Here is a 14,895-nt window from a genome sequence, read left to right as displayed (position 1 = left end):
GTTCCGCCATGCACCCAGACCCGCGCCGCCTCGCCCACCAGCGCGAGGCGGCGTTGAGCGGGTCGGCGGCAGGCGGCGCCCGCCCGGTGATCGTCGAGTCCTGGCGGCGCTCGCTCGCGGCGCGGGTCGACCCGGAGCGGCACGAGCCGCCGGTCGTGCTGGCACCCGACGAGGTGGTGGAGCTGCGCGGCGCGCACCCGTTGGCCGCGATGCTGCCGGTGCTGCGCGAGACCCTGGTCGGCATCGCCGACGAGGCCGAGCACGTCATGATCGTCACCGACGCGGACGGCCGCATCCTGTGGTGCGAGGGCGCGGCGTCGGTGCGCGACCGGGCCGAACGGGTGCGGTTGACGGAGGGCGCGCGCTGGAGCGAGGACGCGATCGGCACCAACGCCATCGGCACGGCGCTGGCCCTGGGCCGCCCGGTCACCGTGCACTCGGCGGAGCACCTGGTGCGCACCTACCACGCGTGGACCTGCGCGGCGACCCCGGTGCGCGACCCGGACACCGGGGGGCTGCTCGGCGTCGTGGACGTGAGCGGGCCGCTGACCAGCCTGCACCCGGCGACGGTCGCGCTCGTCTCGGCCGCCGGGCGGCTGGTGGAGAGCCAGTTGCAGGTGCGGCGCGCGAGGGAGGCCGAACGCCTGCGGGTGGAGAACGCCCGGCACCTGCTGGACCTGCGCGGCGAGCCCGGCGCGCTGCTCGACCCCACCGGGCGCGTGCTGGCGCCGGTGTCCGGTGGTGTCCGGGACGAGCGGGTCGACGTGTCCGGCGAGCGGGTGCTGCTGTCCGACGGCCGGGAGGCCGTCGTGGAGCCGTTGGACGAGGGCTACCTGCTCCGGGTGCCCCGCCGGGGCAGCCGGAGGCCCGTGCTGTCCCTGTGCTTCCTCGGCGAGCCGCGCGGCTGCCTGGCCGGTCGGGCGCTCGTGCTGTCGCTGCGGCACGCCGAGCTGCTCACGGCGCTGGCGCTGCACCCGCGCGGGCTGACCGCCGAGCAGCTGGCGCTGCGCCTCTACGGCGAGCGCGGCAACCCGGCCACCGTGCGCGCCGAGCTGCACCGGTTGCGGGCCCACCTCGGCGACGTGCTGCTGACCAGGCCGTACCGGCTGGCGGCCGAGGTGCGGGGCGACTTCCTGACCGTGCGGGAGGCGTTGCGGGCGGGCGACGTGCCGTCGGCCGCGTCGGCGTACCGGGGTGAGCTGCTGCCGAGGTCGGACGCGCCCGTGGTGCGGGAGGAGCGCGACGACCTGTCGGCGGCCGTGCGACGCGGCGTGCTGGACCACTGCGACGTCGAAGCGCTGTGGACGTACGCGGGCACGGGCGACGACGCGGAGGTCCTGGAACGCCTGGCGCGACTGCTGCCCCGGACCGACCCGCGCCGCGCCCTGGCCCTCGCCCGGCTGCACCGCGCCCTGACCGACTGATCCGCGCCGCCGCGCGGTTCCGGGGTGTCGGGGGAACGGCGGGGCGCCGTACGTCGTCCGCACCGCGGACGGCGCGGCTTAAGCTGGCCCGCATGGGGTTCTTCGCACCGGGTGACGTGGCGTTGCGCCGCGAGGTGCTGCACGGCAAGCCGTGGTCCGTCACGCCCACCAGGGTCGTGCTGGACGAGCCGGGCCTGCTGGTCGTGTTCACCGTCCCCGGCACGGTGTTCGGCTTCCCACCGCACCACTACCCGCACGGTTGGCAGGCCGCGGGCAACACGCGCTGGCGCGGGCACGGCAAGCTCCAGCTGCACCGCCCCGGTGACGCGTACTCCGTCGACCTGTACTGGCAGGGGCCGGAGCGGCGGTTCGCGGGCTGGTACCTGAACCTCCAGGACCCGTTCCGGCGCACGCCGCTCGGGTTCGACACGCTCGACCACGCGCTGGACTACTGGGCGCCGGTCGAGGGCGGCTGGGTCGAGCGGGACCGCGACGAGTTCGAGGCCCAGCTCGCCGAGGGCAAGTACACCGCCGAGCAGGGCGAGGCCATCCGCCGCACCGGCAAGGAGGTCGGGGCGATGCTGGACGCCGGCGACACGTGGTGGGACCGGCGGTGGGCCGACTTCACGCCTGACCCGGACTGGCCGGTGCCGACCCTGCCCGCCGGCTGGGCGGACTACCCGCTGCCGTGAAGGTACGCCCGCTGACCCCGGAGGGGCTGGTCGCCGAACTCGTCGAGCGCGTCGACGCGGCGCCGCGCACGCCCTGGACGCGGGTGCTGCTCGACGGCGCGCCGCCCACCCGGCCGGGCGCGCTGGCGGACGCGCTGGTGGAGCCGCTGCGGGCGCGGGGCCGGCCGGTGCTGCGGGTCTCGGCGGGCGACTTCCTGCGGCCCGCGTCGGTGCGGCTGGAGTTCGGGCGCACCGACCCCGACGCGTTCCGGGACGGCTGGCTGGACGTCGGCGGGCTGCTGCGCGAGGTGCTGTCGCCGCTCGACCCCGGCGGGTCCGGCCGGGTCCTGCCGTCGCTGTGGAACCCGGTGACCGACCGGGCGAGCCGCGCCGACTACGCGACCCTGCCCGAGGGCGGCGTCCTGCTGCTCGACGGCACGCTGCTGCTGGACAAGTGGCTGCCCGCCGAGCTGACCGCCCACCTGTGGCTGTCCGAGGCGGCGCTGGCCCGGCAGACCGACCCGGAGTGGCGGTGGACGCTGCCCGCGTACGCCGGCTACGAGCCGCGGGCGGACGTCACGATCCGCTACGACCACCCCAGCCGACCCGCCCTGGTGGGTACGATCGGGTGAGACGTTCGGGGAGGGGGTGGACGTGACCAGGCTCCAGTTGCTGCTCGCGCTGTACGCGCCGGGCCTGTTCGCGCTCACCCTGCTGAACTCCCCGGCCGAGGTGCTGGCCGTCGTGGCGGCCGTGGCCCTCGTGGCGCTGCTGCTCACCGCCGCGCCGGTCCTCGACGCGCCCGCCTGGGTGCGCTCCCTCTCCCTGCGCGACAAAGCCCTGAAGACGGCTTTCCTGCGCCTGCGCGATCCCGACGCCGCGGGGCGTCCCCGTCCGCGAGCACCCGGACTCGGCCTGAGCGCCTGAGGTCCACCGGACACCGGCCCCGACGCCGCGCGTCCACCCGGACCCGGCCTCGACGACCGACGTCCCCTTCCCGCTCGCACCGCACGGAGAACCCTGTGTTCCACGCCTTGGGCTCGGCCCTGGCGGGCATCGCCGCGCCCGCGCTCGCCATCGTCCTGTTCACCGCGGTCGTCAGACTGCTGATGCACCCCCTCAGCCGCGCCGCCGTGCGCGGCGAGAAGGCCCGCGCCGCTCTCGCCCCCGAGGTGCGCGCCCTCGCGGAGAAGCACCGCGCCGACCCGCTCGAACTCCAGCGCAGGACCGCCGAGCTGTACCGGGCGAACGGCACCTCGATGTTCGCCGGGTGCCTGCCCGCGCTCGTCCAAGTGCCGTTCTTCATGGTCATGTACCGCCTGGTCACCACGCCGAACCCGCTGCTGGACGGCACGCTGCTGGGCACGCCGCTCGGCGCGCACTGGCTGGGCGTGTTCGACCACACCCCGGTGTTCCTGGGCCTGTTCGCGGCCCTGACCGCCGTGGCGTTCGCGACGTCGCGGTGGCAGGCGGCCGTCGCGGCGCGGACGGGCGGGCCGCAGCCGCCGTTCGCGAAGGTGCTGCGGCTGCTGCCGTTCGGCACGGTGCTCATCGCCGCCGTGCTGCCGCTCGCGGCCGGCGTCTACCTGCTGACCACCACTAGCTGGACGCTGACCGAGCGAGCTTTCCTGTATCGCGCAGTTCAGCTCCCGCCTCGTGCAGGAACTTCAGCACGTACCCGTAAGACCTGAACAGGCCGCACTCGGCGTAGGAGACGGACCGCTGCCGGCAGAAGTCGCGGACCAGCACCTGCGCCCGGCGCAGGTGCGGCCGGGGCATGTTCGGGAACAGGTGGTGCTCGATCTGGTAGTTCAGGCCGCCCAGCAGGAAGTCGGTGAACCAGCCGCCGGTCACGTTGCGGGACGTCAGGACCTGCTTGCGCAGGAAGTCCAGCTGGTGGCCGGCGCTGAGCACCGGCATCCCCTTGTGGTTGGGCGCGAAGGAGCACCCCATGTAGACGCCGAACAGGCCCTGGTGCACGGCGATGAACGCGATGGCCTTGCCGGGCGACATGACCGTGAACACCAGGCCGAGGTAGCCGATCACGTGCACGGCCAGCAGCACCAGCTCCAGCCGCCACCCGCGCACCTCCCGGCGCACGGCGGCGGCGGTGCTGATGACGTGCAGGCTGAAGCCCTCCAGCAGCAGCAGGGGGAAGAACAGCCACGCCTGGTGCTTGACGACGAACCGGAAGAAGCCCTCCTTGCGCACGGCCTGCTCGGCGCTGAACGCGAGCACGGCGATGTCGACGTCCGGGTCCTCGTCCTCGTGGTTGGGGTTGGCGTGGTGGCGGTTGTGCTTGCCCATCCACCAGCCGAAGCCCACGCCGATGAGCAGGTTGCCGAGCAGGAGCCCGACCGCGCCGTTGACCTTGTTGGTGGCGAACATCTGCCGGTGGCCCGCGTCGTGCCCGAGGAACGCGATCTGCGTGAAGACGACGGCCAGCACGGCCGCGAGGCCGAGCTGCCACCACGAGTCGCCGACCAGCACCACACCCGTCAGGGTCGCCGCGAGCGCGGCGAGGGCGCCGACCAGGCACAAGACGTAGAAGCCGATCCGTCGGTCGAGCAGGCCGGCCTGCTTGACCGACCTGGACAACTCAGCGAAGTCACTGCCGCGCCGGGGCGACGCATCGAGGTTCACGGCGGCAGCGTAAGGGGAGCGAGCTGAGACTCTCAGGTCAGCCTTAGTTGCAACTGGGCGAACAACCGGAGCAACGGGTCCTCCAGGTCGAACCCGCCGACCTCGGCGGCCCGCCGCACCCGGTAGCGCAGGGTGTTCGGGTGGACGTGCAGGCCGGCCGCGGCGGTGCGCACGTCGCCGAACGCGTCCAGGTAGGCCAGCAGGGAACGCGCGAGTTCCGGGTCGAGCCTGTTCAGCCGGGGGTCGCGGATGCGCGGGTGGCCGGCCAGCAGCGCCAGGGTCTCGCTGACCAGCACCCGTGACCGGACGTCGGCGAGGGTGGCGACGTCGACGTCCAGGTCGCGCGCCATCGCGTCGAGCACCCGGTCCGCCTCGTCGCGGGACGTCCGCACTTCGTCCACTGTGGACACCGTGGAGCCGACCGCGCCCTGCACGCGCAGGCCCATGTGCTTGCGGGCGGCGGCGACGATCTCCTTGGTGAGCGCCAGCAGCGGCGCCTTCGGCGGCAGGTCGGGCAGCAGCACGTAGGTCCGGCCGGCGGACTGGCTGACCAGCGCGCTGCGCCGGTACGCCGCGGCGTGCACGGAGATCAGGCCGGTCAGCTCGGTGCGGCGCAGCTCGTGCTGGGTGCGGTCCGCGTGCTCCTGGCCGCGCAGCGCGAACACCACGACGGCCGCGGGCTTCCCCGGGTCCGCGCCGATCTGCTCGGCGACCGACGCGGCGTCCATGCGCCCGTCGAGCAGGGACGCCAGCAGGCTCTCCCGGAACGCGGCGGTCGGCTCGCGCTGCTGCACGAGGTGCAGCGCGGTGACGCGGGCCGCGCCCAGCAGCGCCCGCTCGGACCGCTCGGTGAGCGGCGTGGCGCCCTCCTGGACCCAGATCGTGCCCAGCGGCCGGCTGCCCGCGTGGATGCCGACCGCGATGCGGCGGCGGATGCCCAGCTCGGGCCGCTCGTCGATGCGGACGACCTCCTCGCCGGAGCGCAACCGCTGGTAGACGCCCCACTCGCGGAGCATCTTCAGGTACGGCTCCGGGCCCTGGCGGCCGAGGATGGACAGCCTGCGCAGCTCGTCCACCTCGTCGGAGGACCGGGAGTAGGCCAGCACGCGGCTCGCCGTGTCCTCGATGCTCACGATGCCGCCGGTGAGCGCCGCGATCGTCTGGGCCAGCGCGAACAGGTCGCCGAGCACCTCACCCTGGCCCGCGTCGGCGGTCAGCCGGGCGCTGCTCACCACGCCGCGCGCCAGGGACTCCAGGTGCTCCCACCGCGCCTCCGGGCGCACGGCCAGCAGCGCGACGCCCGCGTCCGCCGCCGCCTGCCGCAGCACCGGCGCGGGTGCGTCGACCTTGACCGCGACCGCCGCCGCTCCACCCAACCCGGCCGCCCTGACCAGCGGCAACGCGGTCCGCCCGCGTGCGCCGATGACGAGCGCCAGGTCGCCCGGCCGCACGTCCGGCACGTCGTCCGGGTCGAGGATGACCACGTCGTGCACGTCCACCTCCAGGCCGTGCGGCGCGACCTGGATCTCCACCAGGGGATCACCGAGCGCCATCAACACCTGCCGCAGGCTCACCCCGTCCCCCCTTCGGGCGGCAGCCGAACGGCCGCACGTTTGTTCGTCCGCACAACGCCGGGCACGCAAGCCTAGACGGCAGGACAACGGGGTGCACGTTCGGTAGTCCTACCGTGTTGGGGACACAACCCCGTGGCGAAGGAGCTGCTTGTGGATGCCGTGACCAGGGCCCCCGCACCGGTGAACGAGCCCGTCCTGAGCTACGCCCCCGGCACCCCGGAGCGCGCGCAGCTGCAGGCGAAGCTGGCCGAACTGGCGAAGGAACCCGCCGAGCTGACCCTGACCATCGGCGGCGAGCAGCGCGTCGGTGGCGGCGAGCGGTTCGACGTCGTCCAGCCGCACAACCACCGCGCCGTCCTGGGCACCCTGCACGGGGCCACCCGGCAGGACACCGCCGACGCCATCGAGGCCGCCCGCCAGGCCGCGCCGGCGTGGCGGGCGCTGTCCTTCGACGACCGCGCCGCGATCCTGCTCAAGGCCGCCGACCTGCTGGCCGGCCCCTGGCGGCAGACGCTCAACGCCGCGACCATGCTCGGCCAGTCCAAGACCGCGATCCAGGCCGAGATCGACGCCGCGTGCGAGCTGATCGACTTCTGGCGCTTCAACGTGTCGTTCGGCCGGCAGCTGATCGCCGAGCAGCCGCAGTCCTCCCCCGGCGTGTGGAACCGCACCGACCACCGCCCGCTGGAGGGGTTCGTCTACGCGATCACCCCGTTCAACTTCACCGCCATCGCGGGCAACCTGCCCACCGCGCCCGCGCTGATGGGCAACGTGGTCCTGTGGAAGCCGTCGCCCACGCAGAGCTTCGCCGCGCACCTGACGATGCGGCTGCTGGAAGAGGCGGGCATGCCGCCCGGCGTGATCAACCTGCTGCCCGGTGACGGCCTCGCCGTGTCCGAGGTGGCGCTGCGGCACCCCGACCTGGCCGGCATCCACTTCACCGGCTCCACGCGCACGTTCCAGCACCTGTGGGGCGAGGTCGGCGCGAACATCGCGGGCTACCGCTCCTACCCGCGCATCGTCGGCGAGACCGGCGGCAAGGACTTCGTGCTCGCGCACCCGTCGGCCGACGTCGACGTGCTGCGGACCGCGCTGGTCCGGGGCGCCTTCGAGTACCAGGGCCAGAAGTGCTCGGCCGCCTCGCGCGCCTACGTCCCGCGCTCGGTGTGGAACCGGGTGAAGGACGACTTCATCGCCGAGGTCGAGTCGCTCACGATGGGCGACGTCACCGACTTCTCGAACTTCCTCGGCGCGGTCATCGACCGCCGCTCGTTCGACAAGCTGTCCGGCGTGCTGGAGGCCGCGCGCGGCGACTCCAGCCTGGAGGTCGTGGCCGGCGGCACCGCCGACGACAGCGAGGGCTACTTCGTGCGCCCGACCGTGCTGCTGGGCAGCGACCCCGGCCACGAGGTGTTCACCACCGAGTACTTCGGCCCGGTGCTCGCGGTGCACGTGTTCGACGACGCCGACTACGACACCGTGCTCAAGCAGATGGAGAGCGCCGCGCCGTACGGCCTCACCGGCGCGATCATCGCGCGGGACCGCGCCGCCATCGCGCACGCGCAGGAGGAGCTGCGGTTCGCCGCGGGCAACTTCTACGTCAACGACAAGCCCACCGGCGCGGTCGTCGGCCAGCAGCCCTTCGGCGGCGGTCGCGCGTCGGGCACCAACGACAAGGCCGGCTCCGTGCACAACCTGCTGCGCTGGGTGAGCCCCCGGTCGATCAAGGAGACCTTCGTGGCTCCGACCTCCTACCGCTACCCGCACCAGGGGTGACCATGCTCCGCTCCACACTGCTCGCCGCCTCGCGCTCCGGGGCCATCCGCGGGCTCGTCGAACGCACGCCGCTGACCCGGCCCGTCGTCAAGCGCTTCATCTCCGGTGACGACGTGGACGCCGCGATCGCCACCACCGGCGAGGTGCTGGCCGACGGCCGCCTGGTCACGCTCGACCACCTCGGCGAGGACACCCGCGACGCGGCGCAGGCCACCGCCACCGTCGACGCCTACCTGGAGCTGCTGCGCCGCCTGGAGACCGCCGGCTACGCCGACCGGGCCGAGGTGTCGGTGAAGCTGTCCGCGGTGGGCCAGTTCCTGCCCGTGGACGGCGAGAAGATCGCCCTGGAGAACGCGCGCCGGATCTGCGCGGCGGCGGGCGTCGTCGGCACCACGGTCACCCTCGACATGGAGGACCACACCACCACCGACTCGACGCTGGGCATCCTGCGGGAGCTGCGCGTCGACTTCCCGTGGGTGGGCGCGGTGCTCCAGGCGTACCTGAAGCGCACCGAGCAGGACTGCCGGGACCTGGCGCACGCCGGGTCGCGGGTCCGGCTGTGCAAGGGCGCGTACCAGGAGCCCGCGTCGGTGGCGTTCCAGGACAAGGCCGAGGTCGACCTGTCCTACGTGCGCTGCCTCAAGGTCCTGATGGCGGGCGAGGGCTACCCGATGGTCGCCTCGCACGACCCGCGGCTGATCGCCATCGCGGCGGACCTCGCGTCCGGGCGGGCCAAGGACAGCTACGAGTTCCAGATGCTGTACGGCATCCGGCCCGAGGAGCAGCGCCGCATCGCCGCCGAGGGAAACCGGATGCGGGTCTACCTGCCCTACGGCGACGAGTGGTACGGCTACTTCATGCGGCGGCTGGCGGAGCGCCCGGCGAACGTGGCGTTCTTCCTGCGCGCGCTGGTCAGCAGGAACTAGGCCAGTCGCGGTCGACCATCGTCCGGGTCCGGGCGCGCGCCACCTCCGGGTCGGCGTGCGCCCGGATCACGTCGTCGACCACACCCGCGGCGCGGGCGAACCGGTCCGGGTCGGCCCTCGCCGCGCGCAGCACCACGACCGCGCGGTGCGCCAGGGCCAGCGCGCGGTCCAGCTCGCGGCCGGCCTCGGCGCACCGCGCGGCGTAGTGCGACAGCGCCTCGGCGTACCCGACGTCGGCCGACAGCTCGGCAGGCGTCCGGGCCAGGTGCCACACGAGCACGGCCAGCCGGGCGCGGCCCAGCGCCGCGGGCGGCTCCGGCGCCAGCTCGGCCGTCCGCCGCACCGCCTCGGCGAGCGCGACCGGCGCGCCCCGGTGGCGGCCGACCAGGTCCCGCCAGACCTCCGCGGCGCGCTCGGCGGACCGCAGCGCCGCCTCGTCGTGCCCGGCCGCCGCCAGCGCGTCGGCCACCCCGCGCAGCGCGGACGCGAGCTTCCCGGCGCGCTCCGCGGGCAACCGCGGTGGCGGCTCCTCCGCCAGCACGTCCTCCACGACGCCCCGCGCCTCGTACTCGCGGCGCACGTGCAGCAGCGCCCGCGCCAGCCGCAGCCGGGCGACGGCGAAGTCCACCCGGCCACCCGCCGGGAACCGGGCCGCCGGCGGGCGCGTCAGCGCCACCGCCTCCTCGGCCGCCGCCAGCCGGTCCGGACCGCTCAGCCCGGCCACGTCGACCCGGTCGCCGAGGGCGGCGGCCAGCTCGCCCACCGCGCGCGGGTCGCCGTCCGCGGCCACCCGCCGCCACACCGCGATCGACTCCGCGGACGCCTCCGCGGCGCCGTCCCGGCCGCGCAGCACGGCGCTCAGGCGGCCCAGCGCGGCGGCCAGCTCCGGCTCGAAGTCGCGCCGGTTGGCGGCGGCGAGCCTGCGCAGCGCCCCGATCGACTCGCGCACGACGACCGTCGACCCGTCGCACTCACCGAGCACCGACAGCAGCGCCGCGATGGACGCCAGCGTGCGCGCGTACTCGGCCTCGTAGCGCGGGTCGGCCGCCACCACGTCCCGCCACCGCGCGATCGCCCACCGCGCGGCGCGGGCGGCCTCCTCCCGGCGCCCCACGTCGGACAGGCGCGCGGCGAGGTGGTGCGTCACCTTCGCGAAATCCGGCCGGAACAGCGCCGAGTGGTGCTCGGACAGCTCCTGGTGGAGCAGGAACGCCTGCTCGGTCGCCGCCAGCGCCTCGTCCCGGCGGCCCAGCGCGGCGTAGCGCAGGCCGAGCTGGTCCAGCGCGGCGGCGAGCTGCGGCGTGCAGTCCGCGTCGTCCACGGCGACCAGGCGGCACAGCGCGACCGCCTCCTCGGCCGCGTCGAGCGCCTCCTCCTCGCGGTCCACCGCGATCAGGCGCAGGCACAGGTCGCCCAGCGCGTCCGCGAGCGCCGGGCGGTGCTCGGCGGGGTCCTCGGCCACCAGGTCCCGGTGCACCGCGACCTCCGCGCGGGCCGCCTCCAGCGCCTCGTGCCGCAGCGCGGCGAGCGCGGCGCGGGCGCCCAGCATCCCGTGCAGCTCGGCCAGTTCCGCCTTGCCCGCGGTGCGGGCGCGGTCGCGCAGCAGGGTACGGGTGAGCACGGCGGGCAGGACGTCGCAGTGGAAGCGGGGGTCGTCGAAGACGTGGCGCGCGAGCGCCCGCGCCGCGGCGGGGCGCTCGGCGAGCACGGTCAGGCACGCGGCGCCGGTGACGCCCACCAGTGCGGGGTGCGCGGTGAACAGCCGCTCGGCGCGGCGCAGGGCGTGCGGCCACCGCTCGGCGGCGCGGAGCAGGGTCTCCAGGGCGTCCGGGGTGCGCTCCGGCTCGATGCGCTCGTCCAGCAGGGTCACGGCGAGCACGTCCTCGGCGAGCCGTCCGCGCGCCGCCGCGGCCGGGTCGACCTCGGCCAGCCAGCGCACCAGCTCCACGGGGTCGTGGGCGGGCGAGCCGTGCACGGCGGCGAGCGCGGCCAGGTGCAGGTCGTGCAGCGTGGCCGCGCGCGGCGGCGGCGCGGTGGGGCGCGGCCTGCCCAGGGCGTCGGCGAAGTGGGCGCAGGCGGAGGCGAACGACGTGTCGTGCTCGACCGGCCGCGGCGCCACCGCCAGCTCGGCGGAGTCGTAGCCGAGGTCGCCCGCGCGCTGCCGCACCGCCGACCACCACCAGCCGGCGCGGCGCGCCACCAGCAGGACCCCGGCCCGCCCGGCGGCCTGGCGGAGCAGCCGGTGCAGCTCCGGCCACGGGACCAGCTCGGCGTCGTCCACCACCCGGACGGCGTCGTCGGCGAAGTGGTGCGCGAGCCGCGTCTTGCCCACCCCGGCGGGGCCGTGCAGCAGCAGGACGGACGCCCCGTCGGGCCGGTCCCGCCACCGCCTCAGCGCGGCCAGCTCCCGCACCCGGCCGTGGAAGGGCACCACCGCGTGCCGCGGGTCGAGCAGCTCGCCGGGTAGGGGCATCCGATCCACGGCGCACATCCTGCCCGGCCGCGCCCGCCACGAACGGGTGTCCCCGCCGCCGGCGCGGGACTGTCGTACCCCCGAGGCACAATCCGGGACGTGCTCGTCGCCCTCGACTCCCACGCGGAGAACGCCGGTCGCCTCCGGCCGCTCTCCGACGCCGGGCTGCCCGCCGGGCCCGTGGTGGAGACGACCGACCTGGCGTCGGCGGTGGCCGAGCTGGAGCGCTCGCGCCCGCGCTGGCTGTGGCCGTCGACCGCCGAGGTGTACCCGGAGCTGCTGGCGCGCGGCGTGCGGGTCGAGCGGTGCCTGGACCTGCACCACGTCGAAGCGCTGCTGCTCGCCCACCAGGGCAGGCACCGGGAGCCGCGCGGCCTGGCCGCGGCCGTCGCGCGGCTGCGGGGCCTGCCCGTCCCCGAGGACCACGGCCCGCGCAAGCGGGACGCCCAGCCGACCCTGTTCGAGCCGGCGCGCGACCCGCTGCCCGGCGACGCCGACCGGCTGGAGGCCGTGGTCGCGGTCCACGCCGAGCAGCAGCGCGTCGCCGCCGGGCTGGACCGCGCCGAGGGGCTGCGGCTGCTGTTCGCCGCCGAGTCGGCCAGCGCACTGGCCGCCGCCGAGATGACCCACCACGGCCTGCCGTGGCGGGCGGACGTGCACGAGGCGCTGCTGGTGGAGCTGCTGGGGCCGAGACCGGTCGCGGGCGCGCGGCCGGCCAGGCTGGCGGAGCTGGCCGACCGGATCACGGCGGCGTTCGGTGGCCGCCCGGTCAACCCGGACCACCCGCCGGGCATCGTGCGGGCGTTCGGCCGGGAGGGGATCGACATCCCGTCGGCGCGGGCGTGGGTGCTGAAGGAGGTCGACCACCCGGCCGTGGCGCCGCTGCTGGAGTACAAGGAGCTGGCCAGGCTGTGGGTGGCGCACGGCTGGTCGTGGCTGGACCAGTGGGTCTCCGGTGGCCGGTTCCGGCCGGACTACGTCGTCGGCGGCGTGGTGTCCGGGCGGTGGGCCACGCGGGGCGGCGCGGCGTTGCAGATCCCGCGCACGCTCCGGCGCGCGGTGGTGGCCGACCCGGGGTGGCGGCTGGTGGCGGCGGACGCGGCGCAGCTGGAGCCGCGCGTGCTGGCGGCGTTGTCGGGCGACCGCAGGCTGGCCGAGGTGTCGGGCGACGACGACCTGTACACGAACCTGGCGGCGGACGCGTTCGACGGCGACCGGGGGCGGGCGAAGATCGCCATGCTGTCGGCGATGTACGGCGGCACGAGTGGCGAGGCCGGCCCGCTGCTGGCCGTGCTGCGGCGGCGCTTCCCGGACGCGGTCGGCTACGTGGAGGCCGCGGCGGCGGCGGGTGAGCAGGGCCGGGTGGTGCGCTCCCGCCTGGGGCGCACGAGCCCGCCGCCGTCGGAGGCGTGGCGCGAGGTGACCGGCAGCGCGGACGAGGGCGAGGACGCGGCGCGGCGGTCGCGGCGGGCGGCGCGCGAGTGGGGCCGGTTCACGCGCAACTTCGTCGTGCAGGCCAGCGCGGCGGACTGGACGGCGGCGCTGCTCGGCGCGCTGCGCCGTCGCCTGCACCGGTCCGCGCCGGGTGCGCACCTGGTGTTCTTCCAGCACGACGAGGTGCTGGTGCACTGCCCGGCCGAGGCGGCGCAGGTGGTGTGCGACGAGGTGGCGGCGGCGGGCGCGGAGGCGTCCCGGCTGGTGTTCGGCGACACCCCGGTCCGCTTCCCGCTCAAGGCGGTGCCGGTCGACAGCTACGCCGACGCGAAGTAGCCGCGCCGCCGTCGGAGCGCACGCCGTCTCAGGTGCACACTGCGTCTCCGGAGCACACGCCATCTCCGGAGCACACGCCGCCTCCGGTGCACACGCCGTCTCCGGAGCGCAGGCCGCCGCCGGAGCCGTGCTTGAGCCGTTCAGCCGATTGAGCGCCCGGAGTGAGAGCGCTCTCATGATGGCAGTCCGAAGTGACGCCGCGCAGCACCAGTGACAAGGAGGTCACCCGCGCATGGAACCCAGCCGTCGACGGCGCGCGCTCGCCACCGCCGCCGTCCTGCTCGCCGCCGTTCCCGCCGCGGCCTTCGCCACGATCCCGGCCGACGCCACGGCGCCACCGACCCCGCCGGGCTGGACGCTCCAGTGGGCCGACGACTTCACCGGCCCCGCGGGCGCCCTGCCGTCCGGCTCCGACTGGATCTTCGACCTCGGCCGCTCCTACCCCGGCGGTCCGGCCAACTGGGGCACCGGCGAGGTGCAGAGCTACACGAACTCCCCGGCCAACATCGCGCTCGACGGCGCGGGCAACCTCCGCATCACGGCGCTGCGCGACAACGCGGGCAACTGGACGTCGTCGCGCATCGAGACGCGGCGCGGCGACTTCCGGCCCCCGCCGGGCGGGCGGCTGGCCATCGAGGGCCGGATCCGGCTGCCGGACGTCACCGGCCAGGCCGCGCTGGGCTACTGGCCGGCGTTCTGGGCGCTCGGCTCGCCCTACCGCGGCAACTACTGGAACTGGCCGGGCATCGGCGAGTTCGACGTGATGGAGAACGTCAACGGCCTCGACTCCGTGTGGGGCGTGCTGCACTGCGGCGTGTCACCCGGCGGGCCGTGCAACGAGACGTCCGGCCTCGGCAACAGCCGCGCCTGCCCCGGCTCGCCGTGCCAGGCGGCGTTCCACACCTACCGGTTCGAGTGGGACGAGAGCGCCAACCCCGCGCGGTTCCGCTGGTACGTCGACGGTCAGCAGTTCCACACCGTCGGGCGCGACCAGTTCGACGCGACCACGTGGCGGAACATGACGTCGCACGCGGGCTACTTCGTGCTGCTGAACCTGGCGATGGGCGGCGCGTTCCCGGACGGCGTGGCCGGCCGCGCCACCCCGACCCCCGCCACCGCGCCGGGCCACTCCATGTCGATCGACTACGTCGCCGTGTGGACCGCGGGCGGCGGCACGACCACCCCGCCGACCACCACCACGACCACCCCGCCCGGTCAGGGCTGGGACGCCTACCGCGAGATCCAGGCCGAGCACGCGTCCGCGCGGTCCGGCGGCGTGCTGGAGGCGGCGTCGGAGGGCGGTCAGGACATCGGGCAGCTGAAGAACGGCGACTCGCTGCGCTTCTCCGGCGTGCGGTTCGGCTCCGGCGGCGCGCGGCAGTTCCTCGGCCGGGTGGCGTCCGGGGCGGCGAACGGGGTCAGCGGCCTGGTCGAGGTCCGCCTGGACGACCCGCGCGCCACCCCGGTGGGCAGCTTCGCCATCGCCTCGACCGGCGGCTGGCAGAGCTGGCGGACGGTGCCGGCGAACATCTCGGGCGTCACCGGGACGCACGACGTGCACATCACGTTCACCAGCGGCCAGCCCGCCGCGTACGTGAGCGTGAACTGGATCAGGTTCGGCGCGTGACACCGGCGGGC

12 protein-coding genes are annotated in these 14,895 nt (G+C 75.4%); 9 read left to right on the top strand and 3 right to left on the bottom strand.

The genetic code is table 11. The features are described from left to right. The first annotated feature begins 8 nt into the window (after nt 1-8). The 5 genes from C8E97_RS07595 to C8E97_RS07575 all read left to right on the top strand — a co-directional run bounded on the left by C8E97_RS07595 (nt 9) and on the right by C8E97_RS07575 (nt 3,786). Complete coding sequence (locus C8E97_RS07595; protein ID WP_121002933.1) at nt 9-1,424, top strand: helix-turn-helix domain-containing protein; 1,416 nt, start codon at nt 9-11, stop codon at nt 1,422-1,424. A gap of 92 nt (nt 1,425-1,516) precedes the next feature. Further along, nucleotides 1,517-2,116, top strand: coding sequence for a ribonuclease FAU-1 family protein (locus C8E97_RS07590; RefSeq protein WP_121002931.1), 600 nt, complete (start codon nt 1,517-1,519; stop codon nt 2,114-2,116). Next, nucleotides 2,113-2,727 carry a nucleoside/nucleotide kinase family protein gene (locus C8E97_RS07585; protein ID WP_121002929.1) on the top strand — a complete coding sequence of 205 codons (615 nt, stop codon included), beginning with the start codon at nt 2,113-2,115 and terminating at the stop codon, nt 2,725-2,727. Before C8E97_RS07590 ends, C8E97_RS07585 begins: the two co-directional genes overlap by 4 nt. A 22-nt stretch (nt 2,728-2,749) precedes the next feature. After that, nucleotides 2,750-3,022 (top strand): DUF6412 domain-containing protein, encoded by a 273-nt coding sequence (locus C8E97_RS07580; RefSeq protein WP_121011019.1) that lies wholly within the window; start codon nt 2,750-2,752, stop codon nt 3,020-3,022. Between the two features lie 95 nt (nt 3,023-3,117). After that, nucleotides 3,118-3,786, top strand: a complete 669-nt coding sequence (locus C8E97_RS07575; protein ID WP_121002927.1) for a YidC/Oxa1 family membrane protein insertase — start codon at nt 3,118-3,120, stop codon at nt 3,784-3,786. Here C8E97_RS07575 and C8E97_RS07570 read toward each other — a convergent pair. Further along, a complete protein-coding gene (locus C8E97_RS07570) occupies nt 3,695-4,738 on the bottom strand; it encodes a fatty acid desaturase family protein (RefSeq protein ID WP_246018731.1) in 1,044 nt (347 codons plus the stop codon). The genes C8E97_RS07575 and C8E97_RS07570 overlap by 92 nt on opposite strands. 32 nt (nt 4,739-4,770) lie before the next feature. Beyond that, a complete protein-coding gene (locus C8E97_RS07565) occupies nt 4,771-6,312 on the bottom strand; it encodes a PucR family transcriptional regulator (RefSeq protein ID WP_121002924.1) in 1,542 nt (513 codons plus the stop codon). Nucleotides 6,313-6,462: 150 nt separating this feature from the next. Here C8E97_RS07565 and pruA point away from each other — a divergent pair, with 150 nt between their 5' ends. Both pruA and C8E97_RS07555 read left to right on the top strand, forming a co-directional pair. Then, on the top strand, nt 6,463-8,088 hold the full coding sequence (pruA, locus tag C8E97_RS07560) for an L-glutamate gamma-semialdehyde dehydrogenase (protein ID WP_121011016.1): 1,626 nt from the start codon (nt 6,463-6,465) through the stop codon (nt 8,086-8,088). Nucleotides 8,089-8,090: 2 nt separating this feature from the next. Beyond that, nucleotides 8,091-9,014, top strand: coding sequence for a proline dehydrogenase family protein (locus C8E97_RS07555; RefSeq protein WP_121002922.1), 924 nt, complete (start codon nt 8,091-8,093; stop codon nt 9,012-9,014). Here the strand turns inward: C8E97_RS07555 and C8E97_RS07550 are convergent. Continuing rightward, on the bottom strand, nt 9,001-11,496 hold the full coding sequence (locus C8E97_RS07550; RefSeq protein ID WP_147455024.1) for a P-loop NTPase family protein: 2,496 nt from the start codon (nt 11,494-11,496) through the stop codon (nt 9,001-9,003). The two genes, C8E97_RS07555 and C8E97_RS07550, sit on opposite strands and share 14 nt — an antisense overlap. 90 nt (nt 11,497-11,586) lie before the next feature. Between C8E97_RS07550 and C8E97_RS07545 the strand changes: the two genes are divergently transcribed. Together C8E97_RS07545 and C8E97_RS07540 are read left to right on the top strand one after the other, a co-directional pair. Beyond that, nucleotides 11,587-13,257 (top strand): bifunctional 3'-5' exonuclease/DNA polymerase, encoded by a 1,671-nt coding sequence (locus tag C8E97_RS07545; RefSeq protein ID WP_211346938.1) that lies wholly within the window; start codon nt 11,587-11,589, stop codon nt 13,255-13,257. A 232-nt stretch (nt 13,258-13,489) separates the two neighbouring features. Then, complete coding sequence (locus tag C8E97_RS07540; protein WP_121002915.1) at nt 13,490-14,884, top strand: glycoside hydrolase family 16 protein; 1,395 nt, start codon at nt 13,490-13,492, stop codon at nt 14,882-14,884. The last annotated feature ends 11 nt before the right edge of the window (nt 14,885-14,895 follow it).

It is taken from the genome of Saccharothrix australiensis (assembly GCF_003634935.1).
Lineage (GTDB): Bacteria > Actinomycetota > Actinomycetes > Mycobacteriales > Pseudonocardiaceae > Actinosynnema > Actinosynnema australiense.
Note: the sequence above shows the minus strand (reverse complement) of the source record. Positions and strands in the feature narration are given on the sequence as shown.